Annotated in this window: 17 protein-coding genes and 2 pseudogenes; 12 read left to right on the forward strand and 7 right to left on the reverse strand. The window is 58.1% G+C overall.

Annotated elements, in window-relative coordinates:
- Positions 1-238 precede the first annotated feature (238 nt).
- From ACVWYY_RS13460 to ACVWYY_RS13470, 3 genes and pseudogenes are all read left to right on the forward strand, one after another.
- Positions 239-1,063 carry a pseudouridine synthase gene (locus ACVWYY_RS13460; protein ID WP_011431867.1) on the forward strand — a complete coding sequence of 275 codons (825 nt, stop codon included), beginning with the start codon at positions 239-241 and terminating at the stop codon, positions 1,061-1,063.
- Positions 1,064-1,131: 68 nt separating this feature from the next.
- Positions 1,132-1,341: pseudogene (locus ACVWYY_RS13465) on the forward strand (helix-turn-helix domain-containing protein); the annotation flags it as partial.
- Complete coding sequence (locus ACVWYY_RS13470) at positions 1,339-2,001, forward strand: DUF4115 domain-containing protein (RefSeq protein ID WP_414382536.1); 663 nt, start codon at positions 1,339-1,341, stop codon at positions 1,999-2,001. The pseudogene ACVWYY_RS13465 and the gene ACVWYY_RS13470, both read left to right, overlap by 3 nt.
- A 16-nt stretch (positions 2,002-2,017) precedes the next feature.
- Here ACVWYY_RS13470 and ACVWYY_RS13475 read toward each other — a convergent pair whose 3' ends face one another.
- The 5 genes from ACVWYY_RS13475 to ACVWYY_RS13495 all read right to left on the reverse strand — a co-directional run bounded on the left by ACVWYY_RS13475 (position 2,018) and on the right by ACVWYY_RS13495 (position 7,156).
- A complete protein-coding gene (locus tag ACVWYY_RS13475; RefSeq protein WP_457440820.1) occupies positions 2,018-2,719 on the reverse strand; it encodes a phosphoribosylanthranilate isomerase in 702 nt (233 codons plus the stop codon).
- A 62-nt stretch (positions 2,720-2,781) separates the two neighbouring features.
- Complete coding sequence (locus tag ACVWYY_RS13480) at positions 2,782-3,852, reverse strand: LOG family protein (RefSeq protein ID WP_457440822.1); 1,071 nt, start codon at positions 3,850-3,852, stop codon at positions 2,782-2,784.
- A 114-nt stretch (positions 3,853-3,966) separates the two neighbouring features.
- A complete protein-coding gene (gene trxA, locus ACVWYY_RS13485; RefSeq protein ID WP_011431863.1) occupies positions 3,967-4,308 on the reverse strand; it encodes a thioredoxin in 342 nt (113 codons plus the stop codon).
- A 719-nt stretch (positions 4,309-5,027) separates the two neighbouring features.
- The gene (locus ACVWYY_RS13490) at positions 5,028-5,771 is read right to left on the reverse strand and encodes an NUDIX hydrolase (RefSeq protein WP_457393248.1); all 744 of its coding nucleotides are present in this window, start codon (positions 5,769-5,771) and stop codon (positions 5,028-5,030) included.
- Between the two features lie 161 nt (positions 5,772-5,932).
- Entirely contained in the window at positions 5,933-7,156 is a 1,224-nt protein-coding gene (locus tag ACVWYY_RS13495) for an ABC transporter ATP-binding protein (RefSeq protein ID WP_457440824.1), read from the reverse strand.
- A 242-nt stretch (positions 7,157-7,398) separates the two neighbouring features.
- Between ACVWYY_RS13495 and ACVWYY_RS13500 the strand changes: the two genes are divergently transcribed.
- The 4 genes and pseudogenes from ACVWYY_RS13500 (at position 7,399) to apcD (ending at position 11,229) form a co-directional block, all read left to right on the forward strand.
- Positions 7,399-8,130 carry an SDR family oxidoreductase gene (locus ACVWYY_RS13500; RefSeq protein WP_414341872.1) on the forward strand — a complete coding sequence of 244 codons (732 nt, stop codon included), beginning with the start codon at positions 7,399-7,401 and terminating at the stop codon, positions 8,128-8,130.
- A 251-nt stretch (positions 8,131-8,381) separates the two neighbouring features.
- A pseudogene (folE, locus tag ACVWYY_RS13505) lies at positions 8,382-8,951 on the forward strand (GTP cyclohydrolase I FolE); the annotation flags it as partial.
- A 266-nt stretch (positions 8,952-9,217) separates the two neighbouring features.
- Positions 9,218-10,552 (forward strand): type IV pilus twitching motility protein PilT, encoded by a 1,335-nt coding sequence (locus ACVWYY_RS13510; RefSeq protein ID WP_457403881.1) that lies wholly within the window; start codon positions 9,218-9,220, stop codon positions 10,550-10,552.
- Positions 10,553-10,743: 191 nt separating this feature from the next.
- A complete protein-coding gene (gene apcD, locus ACVWYY_RS13515; RefSeq protein ID WP_011431857.1) occupies positions 10,744-11,229 on the forward strand; it encodes an allophycocyanin subunit alpha-B in 486 nt (161 codons plus the stop codon).
- A gap of 4 nt (positions 11,230-11,233) precedes the next feature.
- Here apcD and ACVWYY_RS13520 read toward each other — a convergent pair whose 3' ends face one another.
- Entirely contained in the window at positions 11,234-11,917 is a 684-nt protein-coding gene (locus ACVWYY_RS13520; RefSeq protein ID WP_414329553.1) for a HEAT repeat domain-containing protein, read from the reverse strand.
- Between the two features lie 92 nt (positions 11,918-12,009).
- On the opposite strand from ACVWYY_RS13520, the gene rpsO reads away from it, so the two are divergent.
- From rpsO to ACVWYY_RS13545, 5 genes are all read left to right on the forward strand, one after another.
- A complete protein-coding gene (rpsO, locus tag ACVWYY_RS13525; protein WP_011431855.1) occupies positions 12,010-12,285 on the forward strand; it encodes a 30S ribosomal protein S15 in 276 nt (91 codons plus the stop codon).
- A gap of 36 nt (positions 12,286-12,321) precedes the next feature.
- Complete coding sequence (locus ACVWYY_RS13530; RefSeq protein ID WP_414329551.1) at positions 12,322-12,759, forward strand: photosystem II biosynthesis protein; 438 nt, start codon at positions 12,322-12,324, stop codon at positions 12,757-12,759.
- Between the two features lie 96 nt (positions 12,760-12,855).
- Positions 12,856-14,049: a nickel pincer cofactor biosynthesis protein LarC gene (larC, locus tag ACVWYY_RS13535; RefSeq protein WP_457403857.1), complete on the forward strand. Its 1,194-nt coding sequence runs from the start codon at positions 12,856-12,858 to the stop codon at positions 14,047-14,049.
- Between the two features lie 150 nt (positions 14,050-14,199).
- On the forward strand, positions 14,200-16,227 hold the full coding sequence (locus ACVWYY_RS13540) for an ABC transporter ATP-binding protein/permease (RefSeq protein WP_457403859.1): 2,028 nt from the start codon (positions 14,200-14,202) through the stop codon (positions 16,225-16,227).
- A 162-nt stretch (positions 16,228-16,389) separates the two neighbouring features.
- Positions 16,390-18,162, forward strand: a complete 1,773-nt coding sequence (locus tag ACVWYY_RS13545) for an NADPH-dependent assimilatory sulfite reductase hemoprotein subunit (RefSeq protein ID WP_457440826.1) — start codon at positions 16,390-16,392, stop codon at positions 18,160-18,162.
- A gap of 9 nt (positions 18,163-18,171) precedes the next feature.
- Here the strand turns inward: ACVWYY_RS13545 and ACVWYY_RS13550 are convergent, their stop codons facing one another.
- Positions 18,172-18,849 carry an adenylate/guanylate cyclase domain-containing protein gene (locus tag ACVWYY_RS13550; protein ID WP_457403883.1) on the reverse strand — a complete coding sequence of 226 codons (678 nt, stop codon included), beginning with the start codon at positions 18,847-18,849 and terminating at the stop codon, positions 18,172-18,174.
- Positions 18,850-19,021 lie beyond the last annotated feature (172 nt).

The raw sequence follows: 19,021 nt of genomic DNA on the forward strand, positions 1-19,021 counted from the left end.
TCGGGCCTGTTTTGTTCTCTGGTAGAGCAGAGCAGGCTCAGGGCTACTGAAAGCCCGCTCCGTACCGCTTTAGCGGTCGGAGTCGGGTAGTTTACTCGGAGATGCTGCTGTTGCCCTCCAATTCTGCTGATTTGTCCGACCGGCTCTCCAACCCCGTTCACGTAAGCGGGCCGGAGGCCCCAGGCTCTGCCGCCTAGTACCCTCAGCTTCGGTTGCTGCTTTTGCTGTTCAAATCCCTATGGCAGAACCCCAACGGCTACAGAAGCTCTTGGCTCAGCAGGGATTGGCCTCGCGTCGCCAGGTGGAAGCCTGGATCCTGGCCGGGCGCGTTCGGGTCAATGGGAAGGTGGTCACTGAGCTGGGCTCCAAAGCCGACCCAGAGCGGGATTGCATCGAGGTGAATGGGCAAGTGATCCCTTTGGCCAAGGATCCGGCGCGCTATGTTTTGCTCCTGCACAAGCCAGTGGGGGTTTTGTCAACCTGTGCAGATCCTTGGGGACGCAAGACGGTGCTGGATCTGCTCCCCCCATCTTGGAAACGGCAAACCCGCCTCTACCCGGTGGGCCGGCTGGATGCGGACAGCAGTGGCGCTTTGCTGCTCACCAATGATGGCGACTTGACCTTGAAGCTGACCCATCCGCGCTATCATCTGCCCAAAACCTACCGGGTACAGGTACAAGGGCATCCGAGTCAGGCCACTCTGCAACATTGGCGAGACGGAGTAGACTTAGAGGGGTACACCACTCTGCCGGCGGAGGTGGAGTTTTGTCCTGCCCCGGATTTCCGGCAAAGGGAGCATCCCAATTGCTCCTGGCTGAGGGTGGTGTTGTTTGAGGGACGCAACCGGCAAATTCGGCGGGTGGCGGAGCGTCTTGGGCATCCGGTGCTCAGCTTACATCGGGAGGCCATTGGCCCACTGGGCTTGGGCAACCTGAAAGCAGGCCAGTTCCGCCAGTTGGATCCCCATGAGCTCCAAGCTTTGCTGGCCCCTCTCACCGGGCACAGCAGCTCATCCTCGCTCGGGAAGCGCCCTCTAAGGCCTCCGGCCCGCTCACGCGATTAGCTCGTCAGAGCCTCTAACTGAGTGCAAACTCTCACAGTAGCCTCCTTTCTTCCGCAGGTGGCCAAATGATGCAAGAGCCAGCACACTCTTTAGAAGCCCTGGGATCCCTGTTGCGGCAAACACGGGAGGCACGGGGACTGACGTTGACAGAAGTAGCCAACGATACTTTCATTCGCTGCCAATATCTGCAGGCGCTGGAGGAAGCTGACTTGAGCCGGTTACCGGAGCCGGTGTATGTGCAAGGGTTTCTCAAGCGCTATGCCGACTATTTGGGGTTGGATGGCGAAACCCTCTCTCGGCGTGCCTCTCCGCTTTTATCGGCCAAAACCCCCCGCGCGCCAGCTCCTCTTGCTGTTGTCGGCCAGCAACCTGCCTTTGCCCTGCGCCCTCTCCACCTTTGGGCCGCTTATGTGGTGCTGATTGTGCTGACGGTGGGGGGATTATCGGCTCTTTTGGAGGGCACAGGCAATCCTTTTGGGCGTTGGCTGGTGAGCCTGCCAACAGTTGGCCGGGAAGGCTCCGGCCAGCAACCGCCTGCTGCCAACTCCCCGGATCCTACTCTGTCGGCAGCTCAGCCCACGGCCCGCCAACTGTTTCCCACCCTCGACCAATGGACGCGCATTCAGGGCGTCTTCCCCGAGGTCTTGGAAGCTCACTCAGGGGGGGCGGGGCGCAAGCCGGTGCGTCTGGATATTCGCGTTGTGGAGCGCCCTTCCTGGTTGCGGGTCATCGCCGATGGGCAAACGGTTTTTGAGGCCACCTTACAGCCAGGGGCCGAGTTGAATTGGGAAGCGGAGCAGTCAATCGTGTTGCGTACCGGCAATGCGGGCGGTGTGTTGGTGACCTTTAACGACCGGGAGCTTGGAGTGATGGGCCGATTTGGGGAAGTGAAAGAGCTGATGTTCGAGCCGGGGTTGGATATTCAGTCGCTGCAGTAGGAACCCAGCCAAATGATCATCCCGTTGCGCTTGGCATTATCGGCGGCAGCGCAGGAGCAATCTCCCACCCCTGGGAGCGGAGCTGCTGCAGCAGGTGTCGGACTTTGTCTATGTCTTTATCGCCGGGGTGGCGTTCCACACCACTGGAGAGGTCGATGCCGCTTGGCTGAAGGTGGCTGAGTGCCTGCAGAACATTGTCCGGGTTCAGACCACCGGCCAGTAGCCAAGGCAAGGGCAGAGCCCGCTCACGCGAAAGGCGAGCAAGTTCTGGCCAATTCAGGGTTCGCCCCGTTCCCCCCGCCTGTTGGGGGTGATAGGCATCCAAAAGCAGCACCTCCACACAGTCTCGGTAGAGATGGGCTACTTCCAGATCCGCCGGCTGGCGAATGCGCAGGGCTTTGATGCGGCGGATCCCGGGAAGCCATTTCCCCAATTGCTGACAATCCTGCGGGGATTCTTGGCCATGCAACTGGACAGCCGTGAGGCCCACCGTTTCCACCCAGGCGGCGATGGCGCGGGGATCCTGATCCAGGAAGACCCCTACTTTTTCCACGTGGTCGGGCAGGGATCCCACCCAACGAGCCATTTCCGAGAGGGGCAAATAGCGGGGGGTATTGGGCACCGCGATGAACCCAAGGGCACTCACCCCCAGCGCGGCGATGGCCTCCGCCTGATCCTGACGGGTGATGCCGCAGATTTTGACAAACAACCGGCCCATTGGGAGCACCACCAAAACAATTGGCTGCTGGTTCTTGGATGGTTCTGAGAGCGCTGATACATCTACTTTTGTTCAGGGCGCATTTGCAAGGGATCCGGCTGTTCCGGGTGAAGCTTGTTGATCCGGCGCACCATTTGCCATAGCCGTCCAAAGTTGCGCTGGTTGAAGTGCATCACCAGCCGTGGCAGATGGGCAATATCTTCCTCGGCTTCCTCCGGCAAGGCCCTAGTTTGCTCGATCCGGCCCGAATCGAGAATATCGGCAAACTCTTCGTTTAAGATGTCTAGGGCTTCCGGTGAGAGTCTGGTGTTCAAGCGCAAAACCAGGAGCTCCCGCACGTAGCGATTGCTGTGAAAGACGCGATAAAAATCGACAATCTGCTGACAGGCATCTCCCACATCGTCGGTTAGGGTGTAGAGGAAGAGATCTTCTGGGCTGATCAAGCCGCGACCAAGCAGGTGCTCCCGCACGTATTCGTCCCATTCTTTCCAGTAGCAGCCACCTGTTCTGTCCACCAGCACCAAGGGCATGAGCTTGGTTTTGCCGGTTTGCATCAGGGTTAGGCATTCAAAGGCTTCATCCTGAGTGCCGAAACCGCCGGGAAAAAGCACCAGCGCGTCGGTTTCTTTAACAAAAAAGAGCTTGCGGGAAAAGAAATACTTGAAGTTGATGACCCGATCGCTGGCAGCAATGACGGGATTGGCCATTTGCTCGAAGGGAAGCTGGATATTGAGCCCAAAAGAGTTTTCCAGCCCTGCCCCTCGGTTGCCGGCTTCCATAATGCCGCCGCCGCCCCCCGTCATCACCATGAACCCCCGTTGACTGATGCAGTAGGCGAACAACTGGGCCTGGCGATATTCGGGACTTTCTGGCCCTAGCCGTGCCGACCCGAAAACGGTGATCTTGCGTTGATGAGCATAGTTTTGGAAGGCGGCAAACCCCTGCTCCAGATCCTCAAGAGTGGCCGCCAAGATCTTGGCATCCAAACGGCTCAGCTCTAGGGATCCCATGCGCTGCAGCGACTGCACAATACGCAGCCAGGCTGTCCGGTTGGGGTGATGCTCCAACTGCTTTAGGCGAGTCTCAGCGTTGGAAAAAACCTCTCGCAGAAGGGAAGAAACGGAATCGGTCAAGCTGGGATCCTAAAGTTCTCTGGAATTACTTTAATCAGTTCTCGGCACAAAATGGCAGCTGGGTTCTAATCCAGAACCCAAAAGTTACACTCTGAAACACCCAAGGCATAGCCCTCAGGCTTCGGCAGGTGTGTCGAAGTGCTTTTCCAGGATCGTGGTTAGAGTTGCCTTGGGTACGGCGCCAACCACCACATCCACTTTCTGGCCGCCCTTGAACAACATCAGGGTGGGAATGCTGCGAATGCCGTACTGGCTGGCAGTTTGAGGGTTCTCGTCGGTGTTGATTTTTACAACCTTAACTTTGCCAACATACTGCTCAGCTATCTCCTGAACCACAGGAGCCACCATCCGACAGGGGCCACACCAAGGTGCCCAAAAATCAACCAGAACTGGAATATCGCTGCGCAGCACCTCTGCCTCAAAGGTGGCATCAGCGATATCTATTGCTGCAGACATGCCTGGATAACTCCTGAAACAACACCTGTCACGGTCTCTGATCTTAGCACAGCCCCCAGGCTGCTGGTGACCTCAGCCTGTTCCATTGCTACTACACGGAGCGTTCGCCAAAGGAACTGTCCCTTGGGATCCCGGCCTGAGACCTTCGCTCAGCCAACCGCAGCGCTAGGCAGTTTGGGGACGGCACCGAAAGCATCTGAGCCGTGCTGAAGCAGGCTTCTACGGCATCCATCAAAAGATTTGTCTTGGCAAGGTTCCCGGGATAGTTGAGTGCGTCATGACCAGGCTGCTCCTATCCTATATGGTCACTTTGATTCAAACTAGGACACTGCACCCACACCTAAAACCTTGGTCGCGTCTTCGCGTCAGCGTTGCGGAGCAATAGCGTTGCGGAGCAATAATGCAAAGGGCTAGAAAGCTTTTCAAGGACTCCGTCCCGCTGGCGCGATCAGTAGCCTAGGCGTCTCACCCTAACCTGAAACGACTGTAGTCATTTTAACGAGGAATGAAACTGTTCCATTGGAAGAGGGGTTGAGGATAGTTGTGGAAGCGACGCGGAGTAGTTGGGAAGTGTCTCAGCCTAACTTGAAATGACCATGATCAAGGCATAAACCTTTGTCTAGGTGGTCATGTATGGAACTCCCTTTGAATAAAAGCCAATCTATACCAACCGATCCGGCCAGCTTGGCCTTGGCGAGCTGGGATCCCTCAGACGGCCTTCAGACAAACACCATCGGCTTATGACGGATTTTCTCGAAAGCAGCCGCATCAAAACGGTAGAGGGTTGCCGGTCTGCCTGTTCCTTGGGAACTTTTCTGGCCGGTATCTTGCAAGATACCCAGTTTCAGTAGGCGGGCGCGAAAATTGGAGTAGTCGGAGAACCCCTCGCCCAAAACGGTGCCGTAGAGCTGATAGACCTCCCCTAGCGTGAAGGTGGCGGGCAAAATGTCAAAGGCAATCGGGCTGTACTCCAACTTGGCGCAGAGGCGACGGCGGGCATAGCGGCAAATCTCTTCGTGGTCAAAGGCCAAAGGGGGAATCTGGTCGGCGGGATACCAGGCAATGCCCTCCACTCCGTCTGCCAGCAATTCAGCATCCTGGAACCGCACCAGGGCAAAGTAGCTGACCGACAGGTAGCGCACCCCATAGCCATCCTCGGCCTCACGGGGATCCCGTTCCGGCCCCCCAAAGGTGTAGAGCTGCTCCAGATAGAGGTTCCTAACACGAATCTTCTCGGCCAAGATGCGATAAGCCGCTGCTTCCAAGGATTCTGAGCGCCGCACCAGCGTTCCCGGCAGAGCCCAGCAACCGCGGAAGGGATCCTCCCGCCGCCGCACCAGCAGCACCAGGAGGCGATTCTGCTCAGTGTCGATGGAGAAAATGACCGCATCCACGCCCACCCGGAACTCCGCCAAGGCGATCCGGTTCTCCGATGGGCCTGCCACGATGCGGGATCCCTGCATAGCTTGGCATCGAATCCTCCACCAACAGCCTACCCAGTTTGTCGCTCCAGAGGGAGCCGCCGGCATGAACCACCGTCTTGCCAGTCTAAGCCCTATCTGGGGCGAAGGCTTTCGTGTCGCGGGGAAGATGGGTTGCTAAAGGTGTGCAAAAGAACCCCGACTCAGGCAACACTTTTACTTTTTGCGCGATTTGGCTCTTTTTCAGCCACGGAGGACCCCTCAGCGAGGGGGAACAGCCGACCTTGCCCAACAGCAATGTGAACCCGCGCGCCCACAGGCAGGGCTTCCCGGGCTAGGGCGTGCAATTCTTTGCCGGCTGCTGTGATCAGGGAATAGCGGTACTCTCGCCCCAAAAACTGTCGATCCCGAATGACAATGCCGCCCTGAGGATCAGGATGCAAATGCAACTCCTCCTGTCGAACCATCAACTCTGCGCAGCGCAAGCTGGGGTCGGGCTGATCCCTCAAAGCCTGGAATGGGATGTGCAGCAGCTCTTCAGCCTGCCAACCCAACTCCCGCCGCTCACAGCGCAGAAAGTTGGCCTGGGTAATAAACTCTGCCACGAAGCGAGTAGCCGGCTCCCGGTAAACCTCCTCCGGGGATCCCCATTGCTCAATACGGCCTTCCCGCATCACCGCCACCCAGTCGGAGAGGCAGAGAGCCTCCTCTTGGTCGTGGGTGACAAAAATGGCCGAGGTCTGGGTTTGCTTGAGGATTTTGCGGATTTCTTCCCGCAGGTAGTAGCGCACCTGCACATCCAAATTGCTCAGCGGCTCATCCAACAGGATCAAGCTAGGCCTGGGGGCCAAAGCCCGCGCCAAAGCCACCCGCTGCTGCTGCCCGCCCGAAAGCTCGTGGGGATAACGATGGGTGTAGTCTTCCAGGCCCACCAACCGCAACACCTCGTAAGCGCGTTCCCGCGCCTGTTGGGCAGCGCCTCGCAACTCAGCTCGCAACTCAGTTGAGGGGGAGCGATTGCCACCCCCTGCCGCCGACGCAAACGGGGTAGTGGGTCGGAGGCCAAACATCACATTGGCCAACACGTTCAAGTGGGGAAACAGGGCAAAATCCTGAAACACCAGCCCCACTCCCCGTCGCTCCGGTGGGATCCACTGCCCCTCCCCAGCCACAACCTGCCCCCCCAGCAGGATCCGCCCGCTATCCGGCTGCTCAAATCCGGCAATGGTGCGCAATAAGGTGGTTTTCCCACAACCTGATGGGCCCACAATGCTGAGGATGTCTCCTTGGGGCAGGCGAAACTCGACTTCCCGCAAAACCAACTGCCGCTGGCCGGGAAACCCCTTGCTGATGCCCTCAAGCTGAAGGATGTAGGAGGGATCCTCCCGCGCGGCAGTGGGACTTGGAGAAAACAAGAACTCAGCCATGACGGTTTTTGTTGCAAAAGATTTTCACTATTTTTACCACACTACCATGTCCCCGGATCCCGTCCAACCGGATCGAGATCCAACAGCCAGCAGCCAGATCTTGAGCAGGACAGAATAAGGTTTCTACGCCTCGCCCTGATTCCAAGCGAAGCAGCGGAAAATCAGTGTTAAACTTAGTTAGCGAAGTTTCTCAGGCCTGGGCGGCGCTTGCTTGTGTGGCGCACGCCAGAGGCTTGTTGTAAATGAGTTTTGAGACAAAGTTTCCCGAACGTGCTCTGATTACAGGGGCCAGTCGAGGGATCGGCAGAGCGGTAGCCCTAGCCCTAGCCCGACAAGGGATAGCGGTGGCTCTGGTGGCCCGCTCCCAACCTGATCTGCTAGCGGTGCAGGCCCAAATCCAAGACCAGGGGGGTAAGGCAGCGGTTTTTCCCATGGACTTGGCCGACTTAGCAGCTCTGCCCCAGCAGTTGCAGGCTCTCCTGGATCGATTTGGCGTCTGCGATGTCTTGGTCAATAATGCGGGCATGGCCCACGTTGGCCCTTTGGCCACCTTACCTTTGTCGGATTGGCAGCGAGTGATCGACTTGAACTTGACGGCAGCTTTTCTGTGTGCCCAAGCCGTACTTCCCGGAATGCGCCGGCAGCGCTGCGGCACGATTGTCAACGTCATCTCGATTGCGGGCAAGCGAGCTTTTCCCAACTGGGGAGCTTACTGTGCCAGCAAGTTCGGCCTAATGGGCTTTTCTCAAGCTTTGGCCGAAGAGGAACGACAGCATGGCATTCGGGTCACCAGCCTGTGCCCTGGTGCCGTGGACACGTCCCTCTGGGATACGGGCACGGTAGGGGTCAACTTCGACCGTTCCAAAATGCTCTCGCCGGAATGGGTAGCCGATTTGATCACCTATATTGTTCGGTTGCCCACAGGTGCGGTGGTGGAAGATCTCACCTTCATGCCTGCGGTGGGAGCCTTTTAGACCTGGCTGGTTTGGGGTTGCCCGTGACTTGGGAGGGTTTTGGCTATCGCAGCCTTTGACTGGATGCCACCTGAGCTGAGTTGCATGCACCGAGTTCTCTTAGCCTTTCGTTAACCAAGGAATATCCTGCTATGACCCTTGCGAAACCCGGATCTGGCTCGCAATCTCGAATGGATGACAAAGCCCATTTCAAGTCTCGGGTGATTCGAGATCGAGCCACTTTTGCGGAAGAAGAATTGGGTAGCTCGGATGTCTCAGATCCGGCTATGGTGGCGGCGGTGGAGACGCTGCTGCGGGGGATCGGGGAGGATCCCCAACGGGAGGGGCTGCGAAAAACCCCGGCACGAGTGGTTGCGGCTTTGAAGTTTTTGACCAGTGGGTATCGGCAGTCTTTGGAGGAGCTACTGAACAGTGCCATCTTTGATGAGGGCCATGACGAGATGGTGCTGTTGCGGGATGTGTCTCTGTTTAGCCTGTGCGAGCACCATCTGCTGCCCTTTATCGGCAAAGCCCATGTGGCCTACATCCCCAAGCAAAAGGTGGTGGGCCTAAGCAAAATTGCCCGTATCGTCGAGATGTACTCCCGCCGCCTGCAGGTTCAGGAACGCCTGACACGGCAAATTGCTGAGGCCTTGATGGAGGTGCTGGATCCCTACGGGGTGGGGGTGGTTATCGAGGCTACCCACATGTGCATGGTGATGCGGGGGGTACAAAAGGCCGGCTCCTGGACGGTCACCAGCTCGATGGTGGGGGTGTTTCAGGAGGATCCCCGTACCCGTGAGGAGTTTTTGAGTCTTATTCGCCATCCGTCCAATTTTTAGGGAGCTTCCCGGAGCTTTGTCGGTGAGTGGGTTAAGCCTCTGCTCAGGCGGGGAATGCTAGCCTAAGATCGACGCAAACCCTGCCAGAAGCGAGGCTTGTCATGAGCGAGGTCAGCCCCGAAAACCAGTTTCCCACCGATTTGGACTCCAATTGGCAGCCCCCGGCTCCGCCGGTCATGCAGCGTCCGTCTCGTCCGGCTGCTCAAACGCCCCCGGTGGAGCCCCCAACGCAACTGGATCCGGTGCTGGGTTCAGCTTCCCAAGGGATGGGATCCCGGCCTGTCAACGCCAAAAGCCCCCCCAACCCCATTCTGGGTCGGCCCCTTCCGCCTGGTGTGGCTGTCGCTCCCCCTCAGGTGCCTGTGCCTGTGCCCGATCCTGTCGCTCCCCCTCGAATGCCCCCGCCCACTCCGGCTCCGGCTGCTGCTGCTCGGCCTCCAGTGTCGCCGCCCAGCCCCAATCCTGCCGCTCCGCCTTTTGCGCCACCAGCTCGCCCAACGGCTGCCGGTCGGATCCCGGTGGCCCCGGCTACTCCTGCGGGCCTGACTCTGCGCCAACTGGTGCAGGAAGCCTATGACAAAGGCTACTCCGATATTCATTTGGGGGTGGGGGAAGTGCCTCGCTTTCGGGATCGGGGGCAAATGCTTTTGACCAACTACCCGGTCACCACCACCGAGATGTTCTATGGCTGGCTGCGGGAAAGCCTGCCGGAGAGCCAAATTCGCCAGTTTGAGGAATGTTTGGAACTGGATACTGCCATCCAGTACGAGGGTTTGGTGCGGTGTCGGGTCAACTGCTTTGTTTCCCTGCTTGGCCCGGCTATGGTGATGCGTCTGATCCCGTTGAAAATTTTGACGCTGGAGCAGTTGCGGGCACCGGAAGTGCTAAAGCGCATTGCCGAGGAGCACAAAGGCTTGGTTTTGGTGACCGGCCCCACCGGCTCCGGTAAGTCCACGACCTTGGCGGCGATGGTGGACTACATCAACTCCAACTTTCCCAAACACATCATTTCCATCGAGGATCCCATCGAGTTCGTCCACCAGAGCAAGAAATCGATGGTGCGGCAGCGGGAGGTCGGGATCCACACCCTGGAATTTGCCAATGCCCTGAAAGCCTCTCTGCGGGAAGATCCGGACATCATCCTGATTGGGGAGATGCGGGATCGAGAGACAGTGGATATTGCCCTGAAGGCCGGCCAGACGGGCCACTTGGTCTTTGGAACCCTGCACACCAACAGCGCCGTCCGCACCATCGAGCGTCTGCTGGGGATTTACAAGCCGGAAGAACAGGAGCCGATGCGTCTGCAGCTGGCAGAAACCCTGGTGGCGATCATCGCTCAAACCTTAGTGCGCACCACCGATGGCAAGCGAGCTGCGGCCCACGAGATCATGCGCAACACCGATGCCATTCGGGACTACATCAAGCGGGGGGCGGTGGATGAAATTGAGGAGCTGATCGCCGACGGCTCCTATGAGGGCATGTGTACGATGAATCAATCCCTGTTTAGGCTTTACCAAGAGGGGCGGATTACCGAAGAGGTGTGTCTGGAGGCTGCCCCACGCCGCAATGAGATGGCCCAATGGCTGCGAGGCCGGATCTAGGGCCAGTCTCGAGATGGAGTCACGCCAAAGTGCTTGAGGGAAGGTTTGCCCTATCCTAAACTGGGAGCAGCCGGCGGCGCTGGCTTGCCGAGCTACCTGCTCATCTCTTGGGCCGACCTTGGGCTGGGGGGATGGGTTGCGAATTGATGAACCGAATTGAAAGCAAGTTAGAAAACAGGAGAATCCCTACCGTGAGCGTGATCAACCAGATCATCGAGACCGCGGATGACCAGCTGCGTTACCTCTCAGTTAGCGAACTGGAAGCCATCAGGAATTACATGACCACCGGCGAGAGGCGCTTGCAAATCGCTCAGGTGTTAGCAGAAAACAAAAAGCGCATCATTGACCAGGCCCAGAAGCAGCTATTCGCCAAGCGGCCCGAGTACGTGCAACCCGGTGGCAATGCCTACGGTGACAAGCGCTACAACCAATGTTTGCGAGATTACGACTGGTATCTGCGTCTGGTGACCTATGGCATTATTGCCGGCAGCAAAGAGCCGATTGAGTCTATTGGCCTGATAGGGGTGCGGGAAATGTACAATGCCCTCAACGTACCCATCGCCGGCATGATCGATGCGATTGTCTTTTTGAAGGAAGCTGCCCTCAGCTTGTTGGAGCCGGCGGCAGCCGCTGAAGCCGCCCCTTACTTTGACTACATCATCAATGCCATGAGCTAGGGAACTACAGGGATCCCAAGGCAGCCCGGGCATGTACGGCCACCTGTTCTTGGGAATCCTGGGCCAGCCGGGTCAGTCCGGCGCGAGCGGCTTCTGTTCCCAACTTGGCCAGGGCAATGCAGACGCGGTAGCGCAGTTGCCAGTCGTCGGAATCAATGAGGGGATCCAGGTAGGGGATGGCCCGCGGATCCCCCAGATCTCCCAAAGCGGCAGCGGCGGCTGTGGTGATCAGCTCGCTCTTGTCCTGCAAAGCTTCCACCAGAGTGTCGAAGGCGGCGGGGTTCCCCAGCTCTCCCAGGGCAGCGATGATGCTAAACCGTACCAGCCACTCCGTTTCTCGCCGATAAGCTTCCAGAAGATCGGCCAGGGCCTGTGGCTGCTTGAGATCCCCCAGGGCAGCGGCGGCAGCAGCCCGCACATCGAACTCCGGATCCTCTCGCAAAGAGCGCTGCAAAATGGGCAACAGTAGGTTCGGATCGACGCCAGACAGGGTGCCCATCTGGCTGATGGCAGCATAACGGACGCGGGCATTCTCGTCGTGAATCGCTCGCTGCAGCAATGTCAGGGCTTCTGGCCCAGGCAGTTCTCTGGCTTTGTTGACAGCGCGCAGCCGATTTCCCAAGTCTTGTGAGTTCAACAGCTCCAGCAAAGCGGGCAGTGCCGGAGGATCCCCAGAGGTTGTTGTCATATCCCATTCTCTCCATAACCCTCCTCGGCCATAGCGAGGGAGGAAAAGCCGATGTTATTATCTTGAAGCAGTGCATCCAGTCCCTTGATCTTATGGCCTTATTGCAACAAGAGAAGCAGCAGATCATTGAGAGCTATCGACTGCACGACACCGACACCGGTTCTGCCGAGGTTCAGGTGGCTCTGCTCACCAGTCGCATCAACCAGCTCTCTCAGCACCTTCAGAGAAACCCGAAGGATTTCAACTCCCGCCGCGGCCTGCTGATGATGATCGGTCGTCGCAAGCGTTTGCTCAACTACATCGCCAAGCATTCTCCTGACCGCTTCCGGGAGCTGGCCGAACGGCTGAACATCCGGGTGAAAAAGTAGGCAGCCCATCCAAAACGCTATCGGAGATCTGTCTTCGTGGGCAAATCCAGCCGCCAGTCCAAAACCTTTCGCCGTCGCTCCCCCTCCGCCTCTGTTGAGGTGGAGAAGAAGCCGGCCAAGAAGGAGCCTGTTGCCGTGATTCCCCCTGAGGTCAGCCGGCGGATGGTGCGGCGGATTCTGGTGTTTTCTGGGATCCCTTCGGGGCTAGGTCTGAGCAGCTTTTTTGTGAATTACTATCTCTTGACCAACCATGTGGTCGCTCTGCCCCCTTACTTCACCTTGGCGGAGTCGCTAACTTTGTTTGGCCTTGGTTTTTTGGGCATCAGCTACGGTGTGTTCTCGGCTTCCTGGGATCCCGAGCCGGGATCCCTGCTGGGAATTGGAGAATTCCGGCGCAATTTGGGCAACATCATCCAACAGTGGAGGGAATCTGCTGCTCGATCTTCTGAATCTTCTGACTCTAGGGAAGCCTAACTGCTCTCCCGTCGCCTTTTCCAGGCCGGTTGCTGCCTACAATCAAGAGGGATCCAAGTCCATTCTGGCGGCAGCGGCTACCCCCAGTTCTCCAGCATGAAAATAGCCTACTTCGACTGTGCGGCGGGCATTGCCGGCGATATGTGTCTAGGAGCCCTGCTGGATTGCGGGGTGCCTTTGGAGTACCTCAACCGTCAGCTCCAGGCGTTGGGCATCGAGGGGGAATATGGCTTGCAGGTGAGCCGGGTGCAGCGGTGTGGGCAGCCTGCTCTGCAAGCTGTGGTGGAGGTGCTGGGATCCCAGAGTGGTGGATCCCTTGCTCGGCATTGGGCAGAGATTCAGGCTTTGATCGCGGGATCCCAGCTTTCCCCAGCCATTAAGGCCCGCAGCTTGGCGGTGTTTGAAAAGTTGGCGCAGGCAGAAGCAAAAGTCCATCAAGTGCCCGTGGAAAAAGTGCACTTTCACGAAGTGGGGGCAGTGGATGCTTTGGTGGATATTGTCGGCACTTGCATCGGCCTGGATTGGCTGCAGGTGGAGCGGGTGTTGTCATCCCCCCATCCTATTGGGGGCGGCTGGGTGAGCACAGAGCATGGCAAATTGGCCGTGCCGGTGCCGGCGGTGATCGAGTTGTGGGAAATGGGCCGCGTGCCGGTGTTCAGCAACGGGGTGGAAGCCGAGCTGGTGACCCCCACAGGAGCAGCCTTGGCTGTGGCGTTGGCGGAAGAGTTTGGCCCCTGTCCGCCGATGCGGGTGGAAAAAGTGGGGCGTGGGGCCGGTGCCCAAGAGCTGCCCATTCCCAACGTGTTTCGTCTCTGGATCGGGGAAGCCGATGGGGGAGAGCTAACGGAAACGGTATCGGTGTTGCAAACCCAAATCGACGATCTCAACCCCCAAGTGATTGCCTACACCTGCGAGCAGTTGTTGGCCCTGGGGGCCTGGGACGTGTTTACCCAGCCGATCACCATGAAACAGGGGCGGCCGGGGATCCTGCTCACCGTTATCTGTCCGCCGGATCGGGTGCCGGAGTGTCAAGATCTCATCTTCCGGGAGACCACCACCCTGGGCATTCGCCACTTCCAACAGCAGCGCACCCTGCTGGAGCGGGTTATCGAGCGGGTGGAAACCCCTTACGGCCTGGTAGACATCAAAGTGGCCCGCCACCATGGCCGCATCGTCAACGCTCAGCCGGAGTTTCGCGACTGTGTGGCCCGCGCCCAGGAGTTTCACGTGCCGGTTCAGACGGTGTGGCTGGCGGCCCAATCGGCTTGGCAAAACCGGTTGCAAGGTTGAAGAGACACTGGCTTTAAGCAAGGGGTGTGTGGGTGAGCAAGACCCAGAACCAAGACGGTTTGGATGGGACAAGGGGGATCCGCGTTTCACCCCCAATGAATCCGCTCCTGTTGAACACAGATTGGCACCCATGGCCTGCTAGCCTGGGAGATGTCGATCTTGCTCTCTCCGCCGACCACGACAATGGAATCCCAAGCCTCTCAATTTAACTTTGACCGCAAACTGTGGGATCGGTTTATCACCGTGGCCCAGCCCTACTTTTACCCCAGAGTGCGCTATGGGGGCTGGATCTTTTTGGGCTTGCTGGCAGCGGCCATGGTGTTTGTGGTTGCCCTGATGTTCTTTGTGGAGATTGGGGTAACTTTGGTCGGTCAGGCCCTGTTCCCAGAGTTTTTTACCAATGTGGCAGCCGGATTGGTGGCCCAAACGGAGAGAAACTTGTCCTCGCCGGTGCTGTGGGTAGCCGCGATCAGCTTGGCTTTGAGCAGCCTTTGTTTTGGGGCAGTGTGGCGGCAGCTTCGCCAGCGCTGGTTGCAGTGGGCGCTGCTCACCTTTTTGCTGTTTCTGTCGCTGACGGTAAACCGGCTGAACGTGATGATTAGCTTTATCTTTCGATTTATCGACACAGCTCTGCAGCAAAAAGAAGAGCCCACTTTCTGGCAGTTTTTGATTATTTATGGAGTGCTGATTATCTCAGCTATTCCCATTTTGGTGATCTACCGCTACACTCGCCTCAAGCTAGGGCTGTTTTGGCGAGAATGGCTGACCGATCATTTTCTGGATCGCTACTTCAATCAGCGGGCTTACTACGAGCTGGATTCCAACGCCGCCAACACCGAAATCGACAACCCCGACCAGCGTATATCAGAGGATGTCCGCTCCTTTACCGGCACCACCCTTTCCTTCCTGTTGGACATTCTCGACTCGATTCTCACCCTCTATGCCTTCACCGGCATTCTCTATGGCATTTCTCGTCCGTTGGCGTTGGGGCTGGTGGTCTATGCCACTATCGGTACTGCCATCGCCATTTTGGCCGGTCGCAAGCTGATCAAAATTAACTTCGATCAACTGCGCTACGAAGCCGATTTCCGCTACAGCTTGGTGCATGTGCGCGACAACGCCGAGTCCATCGCCTTTTACCAGGGAGAGGATCAAGAACTCAGGCAAATTTTGCATCGCTTTGGTGCGGCCTTGCGCAATTTTAATTTGCTGATCATCTGGCAGGCCATCATCGATATTTTCCAATACGCCTACAACTATTTCACCCGCATTGTGCCCTATGTCATCGTCGCCCCCCTTTACTTCAGCGGCGTGCGAGATTTCGGCACCATTACCCAAGCCACCATTGCCTTCAGCCAGGTGTTGAGCGCCCTCTCCATTGTGGCCAACCAGATTCAAAGCATTTCCAGTTTTGCCGCCGGGATCAACCGCTTAGGCTCCTTTCACGAGTCTCTGGAAGATCCGGCGCTGCGCCACACCGGCGCTCGGGAAAGCAACATTCAAACTCGCATTGCCCAGCAATTGGCGCTAAACCACGTCACTTTGCTCACCCCCAATTCAGAACGAACCCTGGTGCGGGATCTCTCCTTCGCCTTGGAAGCCGGCCAGCGGCTTTTGATTGTCGGTGTTAGCGGCAGCGGCAAAAGTTCCCTGTTGCGGGCCATTGCCGGCCTATGGACCAACGGCCAGGGATCCATCGCCCGCCCAGATACTCAGGAGATGCTCTTTTTGCCCCAGAAACCCTATATGCTGCTGGGATCCCTGCGGGATCAACTGCTCTATCCCAAACGCCGCCGAGACCTCACCGATGAAGATCTCATCCGAGTCTTGGCCCAGGTGAACCTGGGAGACTTGCCGGAGCGGGTGGGCGGCTTTGATGTGGAGAAAGACTGGGCCAGCACTCTCTCCCTAGGGGAACAGCAGCGCCTTGCCTTTGCCCGCATTTTGATCACCCAGCCCCGCTACGCCATTTTGGACGAGGCCACCAGCGCCCTGGATGTGGCCAACGAAAAACTGCTCTACCTGCAGCTGCAACACCTGAACACCACCTACATCAGCGTTGGGCATCGTCCCACCCTCCTGGCCTACCACGACCTGGTTTTGGAGCTGCAGGGGAATTGTGCCTGGCAACTGTGGTCGGTGCAGGAGTACGGTGCCCGCCTAGCCCTGGCCAGCTAGCAGCGCCGACATCTCCAGCTGACTCAAATAACAAGTTTTGCGGGTTTGGAACAAAACCCGGATAAGAGGCTGACTTTTCCAACTGGACGCTCTTCAAAGGAGGTGATAGCCTGTTATTCACAAGTATTCCGACCGGTTTACTGGAGATTATCAATGCCCCCCATGATCCCATCCGAGGCCAAGCGTTCCAAGGTGGAGCAGATCAAGGCAGACAGCCACTTTCTACGGGATCCCCTTCAGCAGGAGCTGGCCCAAGACACCACCCACTTCAGCGAAGCAGCGGTGCAGGTGCTGAAGTTTCACGGGGCTTACCAGCAGGACGACCGGGATCGGCGGCAGCAGCGAAAGCAGGAGGGGCTGGAGCGGGCCTATTCGATGATGTTGCGCACCCGCATCCCCGGGGGACACGTGCCCCCCCAGCTTTACTTGACCCTGGATCGGCTGGCCGATGAGTACGGCAATGGCACCCTGCGAGCCACAACGCGGCAGACGTTTCAGCTACACGGGATCCTCAAGAAAAACCTCAAGGCCACCATAGCCAGCATTCTCAAGCAGATGGGATCCACCCTGGCCGCCTGCGGCGATGTCAACCGCAACGTAATGGCACCGGTGGCCCCCTACAAAAATCGCCCTGCCTATCGCTATGCCCAAGAGTATGCCCGCAAGCTGGCGGATCTGTTGGCTCCAAAAACCTCTGCCTACTACGAGATCTGGGTGGATGGGGAGCCGGTTCCCATCCCACCGGTGGATGAGGAAGTGGTGGAAGCAGAGCAGTTTGTCGGCAACGGGGTGCGCCTGGAGGGGCCAGAACCTCTGTATGGCCCCGTCTATTTGCCCCGCAAGTTCAAGACAGCCATCACCGTAGCTGGGGAAAACACGGTAGATGTGTACTCCCAGGACCTGGGCTTGATTGTGCTCACCGACCGCAAGGGCAACCTCAAGGGCTTCAACATCGTGGTGGGTGGGGGCATGGGGCGTACCCACGGCAAGGAAGAAACCCAGCCCCTTTTGGCCCAAAAGCTCTGCTTTGCCCCTCCGGAGGCGGTGTATCGGGTTTGCCAAGCGGTTTTGGCCGTGCAGCGAGACTACGGCAACCGGCACGACCGCAAGCAGGCGCGGTTGAAATACTTGGTGAGAGACTGGGGAATCCGCAAGTTTCGCCGCGTTGTCGAGGAGTATGTGGGGGAAAAATTGCCCCGGTTTCGCCCCCTACCCAAGTTTGTTCCCAACAGCGACGACTACCTGGGCTGGCACGAGCAGGGGGATGGCCGTTGGTTTTTGGGCATCTCCATTGAAAATGGGCGCATCCAGGACACCCCAGAGCGACAGCTCAAAACGGCGCTGCGCCGGATTGTGGAAGCCTTTTCTCTGCACGTGCGGCTGACCCCCACTCAGGATTTACTTTTCATCGACATTGCGGAGCAGCAGCGGGAGGCCATCAACCAGATCCTCAAGTCCCACGGGGTGCTTTCCAAGGAAGAGATCCCTCAACTGGTGCGGCTGTCGATGGCCTGTCCGGCGCTGCCCACTTGCGGCTTGGCTATTACTGAGTCGGAGCGAGCTTTGCCAGGGCTGGTGCGCCAGTTGGATCAACTGTTGCAGGAGCTGGATCTGCAGGATTCGCCCTTTTTGGTGCGCATGACCGGCTGCCCCAACGGCTGTGCCCGACCCTACTTGGCGGAACTGGGATTGGTGGGATCCGCCCCCGATGGCTACTACCAGATTTGGCTGGGAGCCAGCCCGCAGGGGGATCGCCTGGCGCAAGTGTTTCAGGAGCGGGTACACATTAGCCAGATCGTGCCGCTGATGAGAGTTCTCCTGCAGGCCTACAAGCAGGAGCGCCGTCCTGGCGAGAGCTTCGGCGACTACTGCCACCGGATGGGGATCCCCTATTTGCAGGCCCAAGTTCAGCAAAGGGATGGCGTTTTTGCCTGAAGGGATCCCTCAAAAACGAGACCAAGCCTGTAGCCATTCCCGGAGCGCTTCCAGCCATCCAAGCGGTTCAGGCTTGGTTGCTTCTGGAGCTTGCTCCTCGCCAGTCGGCAAGCTGACGGGGTTGGGATGCACCCTGTAGACTCGGATGGGTTTGGCGTTGGGAACGGGTTTCACCGAAAGAGGCTCCACCTGCAGGAGTTGCCCTTCCACGGCTCGATACACAGCTGCCGAGATGAGCAACCGGGAGCTCTGTTCCTCAGACTGTTCCCCCCCTTGCGAAACATCCTCAACCGACTCCAGCCAGGTGGCAACATTGACCGACTTGCCAAAGGCAGACAGCCGCTGCGGATCTTGGGGATCGAGGGGCAGCAAAAGGACTGGGCCGTAGTGGATCCCGATGGCAAGCTTGACCTGCGGGTAGGAGAGTTGCCGCAAACACCTGTTCAACTCCACCACCGACTGCCCAAGCGCCAACCCCGCCTGCAGCGCCTGCTGTATGGCCAGCTCGGGTTGTTTTAAGCCAAACAAAGCCAGACTTCTCAGCCCGCTCTGGTTGGCCAGTACTCCCCCATATTGCTGCACCAAGGCCCCCATTTGGGCGAAGTAGCGACCCAAGGTGTAGACAACATCGTAGGGAAAGTTCTCCTCGTCGAAGTTGGCCGTCCCCCGCAGGGAAGCGCTGAGAATGGCGGCGGTAAACTACCCGACACCCGCGCTATGCGCAGAGTGCGGGCTTTATCCCAATCCCCAGCGGCCCCAGGGGGCAGCTAAGTTTCGGAATTTCAGGCGAGTTTACAGTCGCCCCAAGGAGAGAGATTACTTGAGCAGCGTTATGGTCAGCATCCCCTTCCCACCCGCA

Source organism: Thermostichus sp. MS-CIW-34, from assembly GCF_054060435.1.